Below are 16,809 nucleotides of genomic sequence, written 5' to 3' on the forward strand. Positions count from 1 at the left end.
CGTTGAGCTTTCTAGTACGAGAGCGGGTGTACGGCCCGGTCCGTGACTCCGGTCGCGGACCGGGCCTTCACCGTGCGCAGCACCAGGAAGACGGGCAGGGCGAACGGCGACAGCAGGATGGTCAGCACCAGCAGCGGGCCCATCACCAGGGGATGGATACCCAGCCGCCGCGCCTCGAGGAACATCCACTGGCCGATGAGCAGATCCCAGGCGATGACCTGTGCCCAGAGGGCGCCGGCGCCGTTGGCCCGTACCGCCAGCTCGCGGAATGTGTCGATGTCCGGGCTGCTCACCGCGGTCCAGAGCTCCGGGAAGACCGGTACCGCCATGACGACATAGATGACGAGGACACCCGAGATGGTCCAGGGCGAAGCGGCCAGCCGCGCGGTCGGCCGCCAGGCGGGCGCGAAGATCATCAGCAGCCAGAACGGGGCGGCCAGCCAGAAGGTGATTTCAAAGAGCGCTCCGGTCATGCCACAAGCTCCTTCTCGGTGTCATCTGCGGTGCCCTGTGCGGGAGTTGGTGCGGGAGTTGTACTCAGGAGCGATACGAGCGCTCCGGCTGCGGCGGCGACGAGGATCAGAGCCGCGGCGCCGAGCGTCGCACCGTCCGGGTGGATCAGCGGCTGGCCGCGCAGCGCCTGCCAGGTAACGAGAGCGAGCACGGCGGCGTACGTGCCCGAGGCGACCAGCACGAGCCGCAGCCGTACGCGTTCGTCCCGCAGCCGGGCGAAGCGCGGAGCCAGGACGATGAGCGCGAGCAGGAAGAGCGGGATCAGTTGAAGGGCGTGCATACCGACGAAGTGCGGGATGCGAAGATCGCCGCCGGTGGTCGACCAGCCGGTGAGCGGCATGGCGGGACCGCCTTCGGGTACGCCGACGCTGTGGGCGCCGACCACCTGGGAGACGCTGCGGCCACCGGCCGCCTCCTGCTCCGGCGTCGCCCGTGTCATCAGGTTTCCGAGGGCGGCGCCCACCAGTGCGATGGCCGCGCCGAGCCGCATCGCCCAGGCGGCGGCGCGGTCGGCCATCGGCGAGCGGAACAACAGGATGACGATGATCAGAGAGCTGATCCAGAGGGTGACGATGGTCGCCCCCATGATGTTGAACAGCATCCCGTCGAAGGCGGTTTCGAAGTTGAAGTGACTGCGCTTTCCGCGGATCACCTGCCCGGTGATGATCACCATCTCGATCGCGCCGGTCAGCGCGACGACGGTGCCGGCCCACCAGCCCAGCCGGCGGCCGCGGCCGGCCAGCGAGAGCATCCAGGCCAGCGTCAGCGCGTAGATCATCAGTGAGGCCGAGAACTTGAGGGGCTTGAACCAGATCGGCGAGCCCACCAAAACCCGGTTGTCGACGACCATGCCCACGCCGGACACGGCGAATACGACCGCCATCGAGGCGGCGAAGACCATGAGCGGCCGGTGCCAAGAACGCCATGAAGACATAGGTATCCCCTCCGTCGGATTCCTCGAATGGATAGCGGAACTATCCGCTATCCGATAGTGGAACTATCTATGATGAGTGCTGTGGCTGGCAAGAGCGAAGAGGTGAACACGCGGTGCGCATCGGAGAGCTGAGTCGCAGAACCGGGGTCCCGGTGCCGACGATCAAGTACTACGTCCGGGAAGGCCTGCTCCCCGCCGGGCAGCTGACGAGCCCGAACCAGGCGAGCTATGACGACGCGCACGAGCGCAGGCTGCGGCTGATCCGCGCGCTGCTCGATGTGGGCGGGCTGAAGGTGGCGGCGATCGCGGAGGTCCTCGCGGCGGTCGACGACCCCGGCCGATCCGTGCACAAGGTGCTGGGCGCGGCCACGGACCCCATCGTCCCGCGGTACGCCGAAGGTGAGCCGGACGCGGAGCTGGAAGGGGCGCGGGACGAGGTCCGGGAACTGATCGCACGGCGTGGCTGGCGGGTGGACGACGACACCCCGGCCGTCGAGGCGCTCGCGACCGCGCTGGCCGCGATGGACCGTGTGGGGCACGGAGCCTTCATCGAAGTGCTGGACGACTACGCGTCCGCCGCGGAACAGGTGGCGCGGGCGGACATCGCGTATGTCGGACGCCGGGCGGGCCTTGACGACCTGGTGGAGAGCGTGGTGATCGGCACGGTGCTGGGTGACGCGGTGCTGGTCGCACTGCGCCGACTTGCCCACGTGGACGTCTCGGCGCGCAGGTACGGGGACGACAGACCGCCGGACTGAAGGGACGAGGGGGTCGGACTGAAGGGGCGAGGGGTCGGGCTGAGGGGGGCGAGGGGTCGGTGTCCGATGCCGTTCCCCCTTCGTGCGGCCGACTGCCTCTGCCCGTCACGTAGAGAACGGCTGACGGCTCTGCCCGCTACGCAGAGAACGGCATCGCTCGGCCGCGCGCCGGTCAGGTCCCGGCCGAGCCCCCTGCCCCAGGAACGAAAACGCCCCCGGCCGCAACCGCAGCCGAGGGCCAGGAGACGCCTGCGTCAGGCCGCCTTCTCCTGTTCCTGTTCCCGCTCCACCTGATCGTTCCATTCGCGCTTCACCGCGCGCCACGCCTCGTCGTTCTGGCCCAGTCGCCAGTACCCCGAGATCGACAGATGCTCGCGCGGAATCTGCCGGTCCAGCCGCAGATGGCGCCGCAGCTCCCGCACGAACGCCGCCTCGCCGTGCACGAACGCGCAGACGTCGCCCGCCGGGAACTCCAGCGCGGTGACCGCCGCGACCAGTGCCTCACCGGCCGGCCGGGCCCCGCGGTGCAGCCAGTTGATCTCGACTCCCTCGGGCGTGTCGACCTTCTGCTCGTCCTCGGGGCCGTCGATCTCGACGAAGGCATGGACACGAGCGCCCGACGGCAGCGCCTCCAGCGACGCGGCGATCGCGGGCAGCGCGCTCTCGTCGCCCACCAGCAGATGCCAGTCCGCCGTCGCAGCCGGGGCATAGCCGCCGCCGGGCCCCAGGAAGCGCACCGTCTCGCCCACCCGCGCCCGGGCCGCCCACGGCCCGGCCAGGCCTTCATCGCCGTGAACCACGAAATCGACCGTCAGCTCACGCCGGGCCGGGTCCCAGCTCCGTACCGTGTATGTGCGGTTGGCGGGCCACTGCTCGCGCGGGAACTCCTCACGGATCCGGTCGATGTCGAACGGCTCCGGATATGTCACGCCCTCGGGCGCGAACAGCAGCTTGATGTAGTGGTCGGTGAACTCGTCGATGGCGAACCCGGCAAGGCCCTCACCGCCCAGCACGACGCGCACCATGTGAGGCGTGATCCGCTCCACGCGCACCACCTGCGCCTCGTGGGCCTTCCTTGCCTTGCGGGCCGGTCGTTCCGCCACGTCAGTCTCCCCTGAACTCGTGCAGTGCTTAGGCTTGCCTAAGCTAACATCTCAGCCCTGGAGTGTGGACAGCAGACGCTTGAGCGCGCCACCGAGCCCCCACTGGGCCGCGAGCTCGTCGAGCGACGCCGGATCCCGCGGCTCGGAGGGCAGCGCGGGGTCGAAGTCGGGCAGTGATACGTCCGAGGCCACCCGTACGACCTTGGGCGCGACCGCGACATAGTCCCGCGCCTCGTCGAGCCGCTTGCGCTGCGACGGTGTCAGCTTGGCGAGCGGATCGTCGACGGCGGCCATGATCCCGGCCAGGTCGCCGAACGAGTCCAGCAGCTTGGCCGCGGTCTTCTCGCCGATCCCGGGCACACCCGGCAGCCCGTCGCTCGGGTCGCCGCGCAGCAGCGCCAGATCGACATAGCCCGGTCCGTCGACGCCGTACTTCTCGCGCAGCCACGCCTCGTCCGTGACCTGCAGTGTCCCGACGCCCTTCAGCGGATACAGCACGCGCCGGCCGCGGGCGTCGTCGACCAGCTGGAAGAGGTCGCGGTCGCCGGTGACGATGTCGACGGGCCCGGTGGCGCGCCCCGTGAGCGTGCCGATGATGTCGTCCGCCTCGTACCCGTCAACGCCGACACGGGCGATGCCGAGGGCGTCGAGCACGTCCACGATCACCGGAACCTGGGGCGCGAGGGTGTCCGGGGTCTCTTCCTCGTCCGGCCCCGTCTCCGTCTCGACGGCGACGCGGTGTGCCTTGTACGAAGGGATCAGCTCGACCCGCCAGTGCGGCCGCCAGTCGTTGTCCCAGCAGGCCACGAGGTCGTCGGGGCGGTGGTCCTGGACCAGCCGGGCGATGAAGTCGAGCAGTCCGCGCACGGCGTTGACCGGAGTGCCGTCGGGGGCCCGTACCGAGTCGGGGACCCCGAAATAGGCCCGGAAGTACAGGGAAGCGGTGTCGAGGAGCATCAGGCGTCGCGTCACAACCTTGATGATGCCGCACCCCACTGACAGCCACCCGCTCTCCACCCACAGCGGCCCCCTCGCACCGCCCTCGTGAGGTGGGTCACTGTTGGGTTTGGCCCGAAATGGCGCGGGCAGGCGCGGACCCGGAGCGGACCCCGCGGCACGGCTTTGGATCAAGACGGCCGGCACATGCCACGGGCAAGCGGGCGGAACCCGTCCTGCTCCACGGCTCGCCTGCGGGGGTTGGCGAGCCGTTTTCGGTTCAACGCGTGAGGTGTATGTGTCCAGGCTGCAAGCCGAGCACTTGTACAAGGTGTTCGGCAGACGACCCGACGAAGCGGTGCGCAAGCTCGAGAGCGGCAGTGACCGCGACGAGCTGCGCGCCGACGGAACGACCGCAGCGGTGATCGACGCATCGTTCGCCGTCGAGCCGGGGCAGATATTCGTCGTCATGGGTCTGTCCGGGTCCGGTAAGTCCACGCTGCTGCGCATGCTGAACGGACTGCTCGAGCCCACCGCCGGACGCGTGCTCTTCGACGGTCAGGACCTGACCGCCCTGAGCCGCCGCGAGCTGCGCTCCGTACGCTCGACCAAGATCAGCATGGTGTTCCAGCACTTCGCGCTCTTCCCGCACCGCAGCGTGCTGGAGAACGCCGGCTACGGCCTCGAGGTGCAGGGTGTCCCGCGTGCCGAGCGCGACAAGCGCGCCGCCGAGGCCCTGGAGCTGGCCGGCCTCGCCGGCTGGGAGAACTCCTGGCCCGACGAGCTCTCCGGCGGTATGCAGCAGCGCGTCGGCCTGGCCCGCGCGCTCGCCACCGACGCCGATCTGCTGCTGATGGACGAGTCCTTCAGCGCGCTCGACCCGCTGATCCGCCGCGATATGCAGGACCAGCTGCTCGAGCTGCAGAAACGGCTCAAGAAGACCATCGTCTTCATCACCCACGACCTCAACGAGGCCATGCGCCTCGGCGACCGGATCGCGGTGATGCGGGACGGCAGGATCGTCCAGCTCGGCACCGCCGAGGACATCCTGGTCACCCCGGCCAACGACTATGTCGCCTCCTTCACCCAGGACGTCGACCGCTCGCGGGTGCTGACCGCCGGCGCGATCATGGCCGATCCGCAGACGTCGTTCGGCAGGAAGACGGACAGCGGCAAGGAACTGCGCAACGCCAAGGACGTGCTCGCCGCGGCGCCCGCCACCGTCTCCGCCGACACGCCGATCATCGAGCTGTTCACCCCCTGCTCCACCAGCGGCGTCGCCGTAGCCGTCATCGACGACGAGGGGGAGCTGATCGGCGTCGTACCGCGCGCCCGGCTGCTCGCGGTCCTCGGCGAGCCGATGACCCCGGCAGCGATTCCGCCGCAGGACGCGGGATCGCGGCAGGCTGCGGTCCCGCAGCAGGGCGTGACCAAGGAGGTGGCCAGTGCCTAGGCTCCATCTCGGCGACTGGGTCGACGCCGGTGTCAACTGGCTCCAGTCCCATCTCTCCTGGCTCTTCGACGCCATCACCTCGGTCGTCACCGGTATGTACGACGGCATCGACGCGGCGCTCTCCGCGCCCCAGCCGCTGCTCTTCGCGGGCATCCTCGCCGTCGTCGCCTGGTGGCTGCGCGGGCTGCTCGGCGGCGTGCTGGCCTTCGCCGGCTTCGCGCTGATCGACTCCATCGAGCTGTGGGACGACGCGATGTCGACCCTCTCCCTGGTGCTCGTCGCCACGATCGTCACCCTGGTGATCGCCGTACCGCTCGGTATCTGGGCCTCGCGCTCCAAGACCGTCAGCGCCGTCACCCGGCCGGTCCTGGACTTCATGCAGACCATGCCGGCGATGGTCTATCTGATCCCCGGCATCATCTTCTTCGGCGTCGGCGTGGTCCCCGGCATCATCGCCACCATCGTCTTCGCCCTGCCGCCCGGTGTACGGATGACCGAACTCGGCATCCGGCAGGTCGACGAGGAGCTCGTCGAGGCCGCCGAGGCCTTCGGTACCACGCCGCGCAACACCCTGCTCCGCGTCCAGCTCCCGCTCGCCCTGCCCACGATCATGGCCGGAATCAACCAGGTGATCATGCTGGGCCTGTCCATGGTCGTCATCGCCGGCATGGTCGGCGGCGGTGGTCTCGGCGGCGCGGTCTACCGCGCCATCGGCAATGTGGACATCGGCCTCGGCTTCGAAGCGGGCATCTCCATCGTCATCCTGGCGATGTACCTCGACCGGATGACCGGCGCGCTGGGCCGGCAGGTCTCACCGCTCGGCCGTCGCGCCCTCGCCAAGGCGAAGTCGCTGACCGGCGGGGTGAAGATCTGGAACTACCGTCCGCAGCCGGCCGTCGCCGTCGCGGGCGTCGTCGTCCTCGCCCTCGTCGCGGGCGGCATGGGCATGTTCGGCGGAGCCAAGTCCGCCGACGCCTCGGCCGGCAACGTCGGCCAGGGCAAGAAGGTCTCCATCGGATACATCCCGTGGGACGAGGGCATCGCCTCCACCTTCCTCTGGAAGGAGATGCTGGAGAAGCGCGGCTTCGAGGTCGAGACCAAGCAGCTGGAGGCCGGCGCGCTCTACACCGGTCTGGCCGGCGGTCAGGTCGACTTCCAGACCGACTCCTGGCTCCCGGTCACCCACGCCCAGTACTGGAAGAAGTACCAGAACAAGCTCGAGGACCTGGGCCCCTGGTACGGCCCCACCTCGCTGGAGCTCTCCGTTCCCTCGTACATGAAGGGCATCGACTCCCTCGAGGACCTCAAGGGCAAGTCGAGTCAGTTCAAGGGCCGGATCGTCGGCATCGAGCCGAGCGCCGGAATGATGGGCATCCTCAAGGACAAGGTCCTGAAGGACTACGGCCTGGAGGGCGAGTACAAGGTCGTCGACGGCTCGACGCCCGGCATGCTCGCCGAGCTGAAGCGCGCGTACGACAAGAAGGAACCCGTCGTCACCACGCTGTGGTCGCCGCACTGGGCGTACAGCAGCTACGACCTGAAGAAGCTCAAGGACCCCAAGGGCTCCTGGGGCAAGGGCGACGGCGTGCACACCCTGGCCCGCAAGGGCTTCGGCGCCGACAACCCGCAGGTCGGCAAGTGGCTCAAGAACTTCAAGATGACCGAGAAGCAGCTCACGGACCTTGAAGCCAAGATCCAGACGACGGGCAAGGGCAAGGAGCAGGACGCGGTACGCGCCTGGCTCAAGGAGAACCCGGACCTCGCCGAGAAGTGGACCCCGTTCGCCGAGGCGGGCAAGGCCGCGAGCACGACGGCTCCGCAGTAGCGGCTGAGCGTTGCGCGAAGGGGTGGGCCCCGCTTCTGGCGGGCCCACCCCTTCGGGCTTTCCGGGCCGGGGCGGCCGCGGTACCGGCCTGCTCCCTGAGCACCGGCGGTCGGAAGCTGCGTAAGGTGAGACAGGACCAGGGAGGGGAGCCCGGCTGATGGACGCGATGGACGCGAAGGACGCGAAGGACCCGAAGGAGACCGAACCCCTTCGGGTGGGCGCGGCCGTCCGCAGGCGCCGCCGGTCCCTTGACCTCACGCTGGCCGCCGTGGCGGAGCGCAGCGGTCTCTCCGTGCCCTTCCTCAGCCAGATCGAGAACGAGCGGGCCCGCCCCAGCATGCGTTCGCTCCAGCGAGTCGCCGACGCGCTGGAGACCACGGCCGGCCGGTTGATCGCCGCATCCGACGCCGCCCGCACCATCAATGTCGTACGCGCCCCGGACGACGCCGGGCTTCCGCCTGCCGCCACGACCCGCCGCCTCGTGCGCGGACAGCATCAGCTGCAAGCCCTCGAATTCACCGGTGAGCAGGATGCGGGACGCGAGTTCCAGCACCGCAACGACGAGCTGATGTACGTCGCCGAAGGTACGGCGGAGGTCGAGGCGGAAGGACGCGCCTACCGGCTCGCGCGCGGCGACACCCTCTTCCTCTCCGGCGGCGTCCGGCACCGCTGGCGCGCCACCACGCCCGACACCCGGATCCTGGTCGTCACCGTCTCCGACCACATCGACGCGTCCACAGACCAGCGGCGCTGAGGGCGGCCCCGGTGCGTGTCGTCTCGCTGGTGCCTTCGCTGACCGAGGCCGTGGCCGTCAGCGCACCCGGGCTGCTGGTCGGGGCCACGGACTGGTGCAGCCATCCCCCGGACCTCGATGTCGTACGGATCGGGGGCACCAAGAACCCGGACGTGGCGGCCGTCGTCCGGCTCCGCCCGGATCTCGTGATCGCGAACGAGGAGGAGAACCGGGAGCCCGATCTGGCCGCACTGCGGGCGGCGGGCCTCGAGGTCCTCGTCACCGAGGTACGCGATCTGGAGCAGGCGTTCCGCGAGCTGCAGCGGGTGCTGGTGGCCGGGTGCGGGATGGCGCGGCCGCGCTGGCTGGACGAGGCGGAGGCGGCGTGGGCCGCGGTCGCGTCGTTGGGGGAGTGGCGGGCGGTCGTGCCGATCTGGCGGCGACCGTGGATGGTGCTCGGCCGCGACACCTTCGCCGGTGATCTGCTGGCCCGGCTCGGTGTCAGGAATGTGTACGCGGGGCACGCCGAGCGCTATCCGCGTATCCCGTTGGAGGAACTGCGGAACCGCGGCGCCCAGTTGGTGGTCCTGCCCGACGAGCCGTATCGCTTCGCGGCCGACGACGGACCCGAGGCCTTTCCCGGGCTGCCCGCCGCGCTTGTCGGCGGCCGCCATCTGACCTGGTACGGGCCCTCACTGGCCGAGGCGCCCGCGGTGCTCGGCGCGGCGCTGCGACGAGCAACCCAGCAGATGTAACTGCGTTGCACGGCCGGCGACTTGGTGCATCGGGCACATGGGGGAAACCTTCCGAGGAGGCCGGTGCGACCAACCGGACCCTGGCAATCGACGCCCGCACGATCCTTCATTCCTTGTTGCGGGCGCGGGTCACGTTGTCCTTGCAATCCTCTGCGATGTCCCACGCGCCTCTGGTATTGCCCGTCAGGTCATTGCCCTCGATCACGCCACCGCCATCCTCGTAAATCCATACCGCCTCGTATCCGTTGTCGTTGACCCGGTTGGCACGCAAGGTCGGTTTGCCGCCCGTTGTGATCTGCACGCCCGCGAAAGCGTTGCCGGTGATGTCGTTGTCCTCCAGCGTGCCCATGCCGCTGTCGAGGACGTACACGCCGTTCTGCTTGTTGTCGTGGATCTGGTTGTGGTGCAGCGTGGGGTCGCCGCCCGTTTTGATCGTCACACCCGAATAGGCGTTGCCGGTGATGTCGTTGTCCTCCAGCGTGCCCATGCCGCTGTCCAGGACGAGTACGCCGTTCTGCTTGTTGTCGTGGATCTGGTTGCGGTGCAGCGTGGGGTCGCCGCCCGTTTGGATCGTCACACCCGCGAAAGCGTTGCCGGTGATGTCGTTGTCCTCCAGCGTGCCGACGCCGCTGTCCAGGACGAGCACGCCGCCACCTTTGTTGTCGTGGATCTGGTTGCGGTGCAGCGTGGGGTTGCTGCCCGTTTTGATCGTCACACCCGAATAGGCGTTGCCGGTGATGTCGTTGTCCTCCAGCGTGCCCATGCCGCTGTCCTGGACGAACACGCCGCCACCTTTGTTGTCGTTGAGCCGGTTGGCGCGCAAGGTCGGGTTGCCGCCCGTTGTGATCTCCACGCCCGAAAGAGCGTTGCCGGTGATGTCGTTGTCCTCCAGCGTGCCGACGCCGCTGTCCTGGACGTACACGCCGTTCTGCTTGTTGTCGTGGATCTGGTTGCGGCGCAGCGTGGGGTTGCCGCCCGTTGTGATCTCCACGCCCGAAAGAGCGTTGCCGGTGATGTCGTTGTCCTCCAGCGTGCCCGCGCCGCCGGCCTGGACGTACACGCCGCTCTGCTTACCGTCGTGGATCTGGTTGCGGCGCAGCCGCGGGTCGGCGCCGTCGCGGATGGCGACGCACGCGAGGCCCTGGCTGCTGATGTCGCAGCCTTCCAGCTCCAGCCGCCCCTGGGTGATGTCCACGCCGAACCATTTACCTCCCGTCTGGCGCAGTGTCAGGTTCGCGACCCGGCCGATGCTGGCCTGGAACATCAGCGCGTCGGCGTTGCGGGCGCGGATCTCGATGTCGGCGACCGGGCCGTCGCCGAGGATTTCCAGCGGCTTGTCGACCACGAGGCCCTCCTCGTACAGGCCCGGCCGGACCAGGATCCGGTCACCGGGTCTCGCGGTCTTGATCGCAGCGCTGACCGTGACGAAGTCCCCCCGCTGATAGGGATCCACCACATGGGTCGGCGGCTCGGTCTTGGCCGTGACTCTGGCCGTGTCCCCCGTCTGTTCCATCGGCCCGGCCGTGGCTCGACTGGCCTCCGCACGCCTGGCGGGGCGAATCGGGGCGGTGGCGGGCGGCTGCCAGAACGTGTCCCGCATCCGCGACGCCAGGTGCGCGATGGCCTTGCGCACGAGCGGTGAGGTGAACGGCTCAAACCGCAGCTCCCGCCAGTCGGCGTGCTGCCGTGAGGCCAGCATCCGGGCCATGTCATCGGCTTCGCGCAGCCCGGGATCGTCCAGCTCCCGGGCGCTGATGTAATACACCGGCAGGATCAGGTCCTGGCGGCCCAGGTCACGCTCCCGCTCCAGGAACCGTGCCACCTCTGCCCGGCAGGCGGGGCTGCGGAACAGGCTCGGCGTGATGATGACCAGCAACAGTGTCACTGCGTCCAGCGCTTCATCGATGCGCTGCTGCCAGTTCTGCCCCCAGGCGACATCGTTACGATCCTGGAAGATCACGAACTCCTCGCCGGTCTGCGCCCGGACTTCGGTACCGAGCCGTTCCCGGAACGCGGTGAGCAGGCCGTCATCGTGCTGGTCATTGAAACGGACATAACTCATGAACGCCACAGGCTTACCGGGCATTGCATCCCCCTCCCCACCACAGTGGGCGCCAGCGGGCGGCGGGTTGCCTTCAGGCCCGGTGTCGACTGGGGTGTTGGGTTCCGTGGTCACACGACGTTCTTAGTTCAGTGGCAGATGCGGGAGCGCAAGGAAAGCGCATTGTGACTGACCCGTTACGGATGGCGGCAGCATCCGCTACGGACGCCAATGCGCCGACAGCCTGGGCGCGAGGCCGTGCGTCGGATGTCGCCGGCTGGACACCGCCCGGACTCTGCTCAGCACGGAGGGATCAGCGGCGCTGTCACCGCTGTACAGGTGCTGCGAGCAGCGCTCCGCTGAACAGACCGCGCAAGGTACGCACCCCGGTCACGGCCCACGCCGTGACGAGCAGGGCGAACAGGCCGACCGCGAGCCACTCGAACGGGGCCTGCCCGGTGTGGGCCGCCAGAGCCTCCGCGCCGGTCACACAGGTACCGACCGGGAAGGTGAAGGCCCACCAGGTCATCGTGAACGGCATGCCTTCGCGTGCGGCCCGCACCACCGTCGCGCCCGCGAGCGCCAGCCACATCAGGGCGAAACCCATCACCGGGACGCCGTAGACCACCGCGAAGGTGCCGAGACCGGTGGCGTACGGAGCCGAGATCGCGGCCGGAGCCACTTCCGCGAGCCTGTTGACGGCGGTGGTCGACTGGCCGAGCGGTCCGAGGACCAGGAAGAGGGCGGGGGTGAGCGCGAGCGGCAGCGGGCCGTGGTGCATGAGCCGGGCGAAGACCATCGGCAGGATGACGAGGGTGGCCAGCAGACTGATCCCGAACATCGCATAGCTCCCGAGCAGCATCGCCTCCCGCCACTGGCCGGCCGGCAGATGAGGCACCAGCAGGGGACCGAGCGATGCGGAGACCATGGGAGAGACGACGGGGAGCAGCCAGACGGGCGAGGCGGTGCCGGGCGTCACCAGGTGGCGTACGACCATGAGGTACGGGACGACGGCGGCGGCGGAGAGTCCGACGAGGGTGCCGACACCGAAGAGCACGGCTGCGGCCGCCACGGCCGCGCGCTCGCCGATGAAGTCCTGGCCCACGGTCAACGTGCCGATGCCGACGGCCAGCAGCGCCATGGACAGGCAGCCGTAGAAGGGTGCGATCGCCGGGTCGACGAGGTGGGCGCGGGCCTGGTCGCGGTGGTGGATCCAGTGCGTGGCGCGCGCTGTCAGGACGAGGGCCAGCAGCACGGCGGAGAGCACCCACACCGCGGCGCAGGCCGTCCGCAGCCCCGGGACATCGACGGGGAGGGCGACGCCGGCGTTCGCGACGATGGCGGTGCCCATGACGGTCGCGTACCAGTTGGGGCCGAAGTGGCGGAACGAGGGCAGCCGTACGGCCGCGAGTGCGACGGCGGTGCGTGGGCTGGGCTGCACGGCGGTGACCATGTCTCCACTGTCACGCGGGGTGAGGGGCCCCACCAGGGATCACTCCTCTATGGCCCCATAAGCTGGATTTATGAGTGACGAGGACGACGGACGGGTGCCGCTCGCACACCGGGTGCCGGATCTGGGCGCGCTGGAGCTCCTGCTCGCTGTCGCCCGGCACGGCAGTCTGGGGCGTGCGGCGCGCGAGCTCGGGATCACCCAGCCGGCCGCGAGCAGCCGGATCCGCTCGATGGAACGGCAGCTGGGCGTGGCCCTGGTCGACCGGTCGCCGCGCGGCTCCCGGCTCACGGACGCCGGTGCGCTCGTCACGGACTGGGCGCGGCGGGTGGTGGAGGCGGCGGAAGCGTTCGACGCGGGGGCGCAGGCGCTGCGGGGGCGGCGCGATTCGCGGCTGCGGGTGGCGGCTTCGATGACCATCGCGGAGTACCTGCTGCCGGGCTGGCTGATCGCGCTCCGTGCCGAGCGCCCCGGCACTGCGGTCTCGCTGATGGCCGGAAACTCGGCGATGGTGGCCCGGAGCCTGCTCGCGGGCGAGGCGGATCTGGGCTTCGTGGAGGGCCTGTCCGTGCCGGAGGGCCTGGACGGGACGCCCATCGGCCACGACCGGCTCGTCGTGTTGGCCGCCCCGAGCCACCCGTGGGCCCGCCGCCGGTCACCGCTGCCCCTGGCGGAACTGGCGGCAACCCCGCTGATCCTCCGCGAACGGGGTTCGGGCACCCGCCAGGTCCTCGACTCGGCGCTCAGCGAGTACGGGGGCCTCGCGGACCCGCTTCTGGAGCTCGCGTCGACGACGGCGGTCAAGGCGGCGGCGGTGAGCGGCGCGGGCCCGGCGGTCCTGAGCGAACTGGCGGTCACGGAGGAACTGACGGCCCGCCGCCTGACGGCCGTCCCGGTGGAGGATGTGGACCTTCACCGGGATCTGCGTGCCGTCTGGCCGACGTCGCATCGCCCGACGGGCCCGGCGCGGGATCTGCTCACGCTGACGAGGAGACGTCCGACGTCGGGCTGACCCGGATTCCCGCGCGTCGATCGCCTGCGGCGGGCCCACGCGGCGGATCCGCAGATCGGATACAGCCCCCACCCCGCCCCTTCCCGTAACCGGGGCTCTGCCCCGGGCCGTGCGTCTCAGTCGCCGGCGGGGCTGGTTTCCGGGGGCTTCGCTCCGGGCCCCGCGCCTCAAACGCCGAAGGGGCGGGGGTCCGGGGCTCTACCCCGGACCCCCGCCCCTCGATCGCCGGAGGGGCTCAATTTGCCGACGCCGCCGCGACCAGCGCCGACATCACTCGGTCGTCCTCGCCCGCCTCCGGATGCCACTGCACCCCCAGCGCCCACCCCGCACCCGGCAGTTCCACCGCCTCCACCGTGCCGTCCTCCGCGTACGCGCTCGCCACCAGCGCGTCCGCCAGGCGGTCCACCGACTGGTGGTGGTACGTAGGGACCGACGACTCCTCCGGCACGATCTCCGCATACCGCGTCCCCGGCACAGGTTTCACCGTGTGCCGGCCGAAGACGCCCACACCCCCGACATGCCCGTCCAGGTGCTGGACCAGCGTCCCGCCGAGCGCCACGTTCAGCAGCTGCAGGCCCCGGCAGATCCCCAGCAGCGGTGTGCCGGACTCCAACGCCGCCCGGATCAGGGCGAGTTCCCACGCGTCCCGGTCCCGCGCCGGTGGGCCGGTGCGGGAATCGGGCTCGGCCCCGTACCGTACGGGCTCGACATCCGCACCGCCCGCGATGACGAGCCCGTCCAGCCGCGATACGACCGACTCGGCCAGGGCCGGATCGTCCGGTGGGAGCAGCGCGGCGAGGCCGCCTGCCGCCTGGACGAGGCGCGGATACCCGGCGGGCAGCAACGCCGCGGGCATATCCCACACGCCCCATTTGGCCGGTTCCAGATAGGTCGTGACGCCGATCAGCGGCTTGGACACAGTGACTCCGTTCAGCTTCGTTCGAATTGCGCTCGTTCGAGTTCAGCTCAGTCCCGTTCGAGTTCCGCCTCGGCCGCCGCCAGCGCCGCGAACTCCTCCTCCGGCGCCCGCGCGACCAGATGGTGCCGACTGTAGATCGCGAAGTAGGCGAGAGCGACGGCGTAGACGCCCAGAGCGATGAACGCCGCGTCCTTGTCCACCAGGAACGTCGCCACCAGCGCGGACAGCGCAAGGACGAAGGCCACGGACGAGGTGAGGATGCCGCCGGGCGTGCGGTACGGGCGGTTGAGTTCGGGCTCGCGGCGCCGCAGCACAATGTGCGAGAGAGCCATCAGCGCGTACGAGATCGTCGCGCCGAAGACCGCGATGTTCAGCATCCGCGCCCCGTTGCCCGTCCCCGCCGCCAGCGCGAAGCCGATCGCTCCCGGGATCAGCAGTCCGAGATACGGCGACTTCCGGCGGCTGGTCAGCGAGAGGAAGCGCGGCAGATAGCCGGCCCGCGAGAGCGCGAAGAGCTGGCGCGAGCCCGCGTAGATGAGGGAGAAGAAGGACGCGACCAGGCCCGCCAGGCCCGCGTAGTTGACGAAGCGGCTCAGTGCCGTCGGGTCGCCGTCTCCCTGCAACGCCACCACCAGCGGGTTTCCGGCCTCCTGGATGGCGTTCGAGCCGCGTGCGCCGGTCGAGGCGAAGAAGGTCAGCACGGCCAGCAGCACCAGGATGCCCATGGAGATCGAGAGCGCCCGCGGCATGGAGCGCACCGGGTCCTTCGCCTCCTCCGCCGCCAGCGGTACGCCCTCGACGCCGAGGAAGAACCACATGCCGAACGGGAACGCCGACCAGATGCCCAGCAGCCCGAACGGCAGCCAGGAGCCCGAGCCGAGCGCGTCCTTGTCCACGGGGATGTCGTCGAGCCCGCTCGCGCTGAACTCGGTGAACGCGCCGACCGCGAAGATCAGCAGTGCCGCGACCGCGATCGCCGTCACCACCAGGCTGAAGCGCAGCGCCTCGCCGACACCCCACAGATGGATGCCGATGAAGATCGCGAAGCAGGCGAGATAGACCGGCCAGCCGGACTCCAGGCCGAAGAGACCGAGCGATTCGACGTAGTCGCCGATGAAGATGGAGATCGCGGCGGGCGCGAGGATGTACTCGATGAGGATCGCGGTACCGGTCAGGAACCCGCCCCAGGTCCCGAGCGCGCGGCGGGCGAAGCCGTAGCCGCCGCCCGCTGTCGGCAGGATCGCGGAGAGTTCGGCGAGCGCGAAGACCAGGCAGGCGTACATCACGCCCATCAGCAGCGTGGCTATCGCGAGTCCGCCGAAGCCGCCCTTGGACAGGCCGATGTTCCAGCCGGAGAAGTCCCCGGAGACGACATAGGCGACGCCGAGGCCGGTGAGCAGAAGCCAGCCGGCGCTGCCCCTGCGCAGCGTGCGGCGGTTGAGGTAGGCGTCGTCGGCCGGTGATGGCGCGCGCGTGGTGGTGTCTTCGGCCATGAGTCGCTCCTGGCAGAGGTCAAAGGTTTGTGGGCACACCTTTGCGCTAGCCATCACGGATGCGCAAGCCCCGCGCGTAAAGCCGAGGTTACGGATCGGTTGACGCGAAGGGTCGGAGGGAGGGGCAGGAGATGGTCAGGGAAGGAAGCCGCGCAGCAGCGCCGCCGTCCCCTCGCAGTGCTCCCGCATCACCTCGCGGGCCGCGTCCGCATCCGCATCCAGCACCGCCTCGACCAGTGCGGTGTGCTGATGCTGCGAGTGCTCGAGGTTCCGTACGAGCAGCGGAATGCAGTCCAGCAGCTCGTTCAGCGTCGACCGCACCGCGGCGTACTGCGCGGTCAGCGTGGGGGAGCCGGAGAGCTCGGCGAGGGTGAGATGCAGCAGTGTGTCCTGCCTGCGGTACTCGGCGAGCGGTGCGTCGTGCGTCGCGGCCAGTGCCGTACGCAGCCGGTCCGCGCCCTCCTCGGTCAGGCCGTGCGCGGCGCAGAGACCGGCCGCCCCCACCTCGAGAACCTCCCGGAAACGCAGCGTGTCCTCGACGTCCACCGCCGCCACGCGCCGCCGCAGCTCGTCCTCGCCGTGACTGTCGGGGCGCTGCAGCACGAACGTTCCGCCGTACCGGCCGCGCCGGCTCTCCACCAGCCCCTGGTCGGTGAGGACCTTCAGCACCTCGCGCAGCGTGACCCGGCTGATCCCCATCCGTTCCGAGAGTTCGCGCTCCGCGGGCAGCCGCTCCCCGCCGGGGACCAGGCCGAGCCGCAGCAGCTGAAGAATCTGTTCCAGCGCTTCTTCGAAGCCGTTGCCCGCACGCACGGGGCGCAGTACGGGTGTCAGCCGGTCGGCCGGTTCATTCGTCTTCACCACGTCGCCGTTTCCTCTTCCCA

At 69.8% G+C, this 16,809-nt stretch carries 15 protein-coding genes; 6 read left to right on the top strand and 9 right to left on the bottom strand.

Features of this window, described 5'->3' with window-relative positions:
* Positions 1-11 precede the first annotated feature (11 nt).
* Both ACFYXH_RS39390 and ACFYXH_RS39395 read right to left on the bottom strand, forming a co-directional pair.
* Positions 12-473: an ABA4-like family protein gene (locus ACFYXH_RS39390; protein WP_389573783.1), complete on the bottom strand. Its 462-nt coding sequence runs from the start codon at positions 471-473 to the stop codon at positions 12-14.
* On the bottom strand, positions 470-1,447 hold the full coding sequence (locus ACFYXH_RS39395) for a hypothetical protein (RefSeq protein ID WP_389573785.1): 978 nt from the start codon (positions 1,445-1,447) through the stop codon (positions 470-472). Before ACFYXH_RS39395 ends, ACFYXH_RS39390 begins: the two co-directional genes overlap by 4 nt.
* Before the next feature lie 113 nt (positions 1,448-1,560).
* On the opposite strand from ACFYXH_RS39395, the gene ACFYXH_RS39400 reads away from it, so the two are divergent.
* Positions 1,561-2,205, top strand: a complete 645-nt coding sequence (locus ACFYXH_RS39400) for a MerR family transcriptional regulator (RefSeq protein ID WP_389573788.1) — start codon at positions 1,561-1,563, stop codon at positions 2,203-2,205.
* Positions 2,206-2,459: 254 nt separating this feature from the next.
* Here the strand turns inward: ACFYXH_RS39400 and ACFYXH_RS39405 are convergent, their stop codons facing one another.
* Positions 2,460-3,308: a siderophore-interacting protein gene (locus tag ACFYXH_RS39405; RefSeq protein ID WP_389573791.1), complete on the bottom strand. Its 849-nt coding sequence runs from the start codon at positions 3,306-3,308 to the stop codon at positions 2,460-2,462.
* Positions 3,309-3,359: 51 nt separating this feature from the next.
* Complete coding sequence (locus ACFYXH_RS39410; RefSeq protein WP_389573860.1) at positions 3,360-4,265, bottom strand: 5'-3' exonuclease H3TH domain-containing protein; 906 nt, start codon at positions 4,263-4,265, stop codon at positions 3,360-3,362.
* 277 nt (positions 4,266-4,542) lie between these two features.
* Here ACFYXH_RS39410 and ACFYXH_RS39415 point away from each other — a divergent pair, with 277 nt between their 5' ends.
* From ACFYXH_RS39415 to ACFYXH_RS39430, 4 genes are all read left to right on the top strand, one after another.
* Positions 4,543-5,697 carry a glycine betaine/L-proline ABC transporter ATP-binding protein gene (locus ACFYXH_RS39415; protein ID WP_389573794.1) on the top strand — a complete coding sequence of 385 codons (1,155 nt, stop codon included), beginning with the start codon at positions 4,543-4,545 and terminating at the stop codon, positions 5,695-5,697.
* On the top strand, positions 5,690-7,522 hold the full coding sequence (locus tag ACFYXH_RS39420; RefSeq protein WP_389573797.1) for an ABC transporter permease/substrate binding protein: 1,833 nt from the start codon (positions 5,690-5,692) through the stop codon (positions 7,520-7,522). The genes ACFYXH_RS39415 and ACFYXH_RS39420 overlap by 8 nt, the downstream gene beginning before the upstream one ends.
* 166 nt (positions 7,523-7,688) lie before the next feature.
* Entirely contained in the window at positions 7,689-8,276 is a 588-nt protein-coding gene (locus tag ACFYXH_RS39425; protein ID WP_389573863.1) for a helix-turn-helix domain-containing protein, read from the top strand.
* 11 nt (positions 8,277-8,287) lie between these two features.
* On the top strand, positions 8,288-9,010 hold the full coding sequence (locus ACFYXH_RS39430; protein ID WP_389573800.1) for a helical backbone metal receptor: 723 nt from the start codon (positions 8,288-8,290) through the stop codon (positions 9,008-9,010).
* Positions 9,011-9,116: 106 nt separating this feature from the next.
* On the opposite strand, the gene ACFYXH_RS39435 is transcribed toward ACFYXH_RS39430, so the two are convergent.
* Positions 9,117-11,186, bottom strand: a complete 2,070-nt coding sequence (locus tag ACFYXH_RS39435; RefSeq protein WP_389573803.1) for a right-handed parallel beta-helix repeat-containing protein — start codon at positions 11,184-11,186, stop codon at positions 9,117-9,119.
* A gap of 190 nt (positions 11,187-11,376) precedes the next feature.
* Complete coding sequence (locus tag ACFYXH_RS39440) at positions 11,377-12,504, bottom strand: TDT family transporter (protein ID WP_389573866.1); 1,128 nt, start codon at positions 12,502-12,504, stop codon at positions 11,377-11,379.
* Between the two features lie 70 nt (positions 12,505-12,574).
* Here ACFYXH_RS39440 and ACFYXH_RS39445 point away from each other — a divergent pair, with 70 nt between their 5' ends.
* Entirely contained in the window at positions 12,575-13,513 is a 939-nt protein-coding gene (locus ACFYXH_RS39445) for a LysR family transcriptional regulator (protein ID WP_389573805.1), read from the top strand.
* A 235-nt stretch (positions 13,514-13,748) separates the two neighbouring features.
* On the opposite strand, the gene ACFYXH_RS39450 is transcribed toward ACFYXH_RS39445, so the two are convergent.
* The 3 genes from ACFYXH_RS39450 to ACFYXH_RS39460 form a co-directional block, all read right to left on the bottom strand.
* Positions 13,749-14,432, bottom strand: coding sequence for a gamma-glutamyl-gamma-aminobutyrate hydrolase family protein (locus ACFYXH_RS39450; RefSeq protein ID WP_389573808.1), 684 nt, complete (start codon positions 14,430-14,432; stop codon positions 13,749-13,751).
* A gap of 47 nt (positions 14,433-14,479) precedes the next feature.
* Positions 14,480-15,925: an ethanolamine permease gene (gene eat / locus ACFYXH_RS39455; protein WP_389573811.1), complete on the bottom strand. Its 1,446-nt coding sequence runs from the start codon at positions 15,923-15,925 to the stop codon at positions 14,480-14,482.
* 135 nt (positions 15,926-16,060) lie between these two features.
* A complete protein-coding gene (locus ACFYXH_RS39460; protein ID WP_389573813.1) occupies positions 16,061-16,789 on the bottom strand; it encodes a FadR/GntR family transcriptional regulator in 729 nt (242 codons plus the stop codon).
* Between the last annotated feature and the right edge of the window lie 20 nt (positions 16,790-16,809).

The sequence above is a fragment of the Streptomyces sp. NPDC002730 genome (assembly GCF_042888805.1).
In the GTDB taxonomy this organism is placed as follows: domain Bacteria; phylum Actinomycetota; class Actinomycetes; order Streptomycetales; family Streptomycetaceae; genus Streptomyces.

Coding starts and splice junctions, on each gene's coding strand:
- ACFYXH_RS39390 (WP_389573783.1), bottom strand. CDS start 473: ATGACCGGAGCGCTCTTTGAAATCACCTTCTGGCTGGCCGCCCCGTTC.
- ACFYXH_RS39395 (WP_389573785.1), bottom strand. CDS start 1,447: ATGTCTTCATGGCGTTCTTGGCACCGGCCGCTCATGGTCTTCGCCGCC.
- ACFYXH_RS39410 (WP_389573860.1), bottom strand. CDS start 4,265: ATGCTCCTCGACACCGCTTCCCTGTACTTCCGGGCCTATTTCGGGGTC.
- ACFYXH_RS39425 (WP_389573863.1), top strand. CDS start 7,689: ATGGACGCGAAGGACGCGAAGGACCCGAAGGAGACCGAACCCCTTCGG.
- ACFYXH_RS39440 (WP_389573866.1), bottom strand. CDS start 12,504: ATGGTCACCGCCGTGCAGCCCAGCCCACGCACCGCCGTCGCACTCGCG.
- ACFYXH_RS39445 (WP_389573805.1), top strand. CDS start 12,575: ATGAGTGACGAGGACGACGGACGGGTGCCGCTCGCACACCGGGTGCCG.
- eat (WP_389573811.1), bottom strand. CDS start 15,925: ATGGCCGAAGACACCACCACGCGCGCGCCATCACCGGCCGACGACGCC.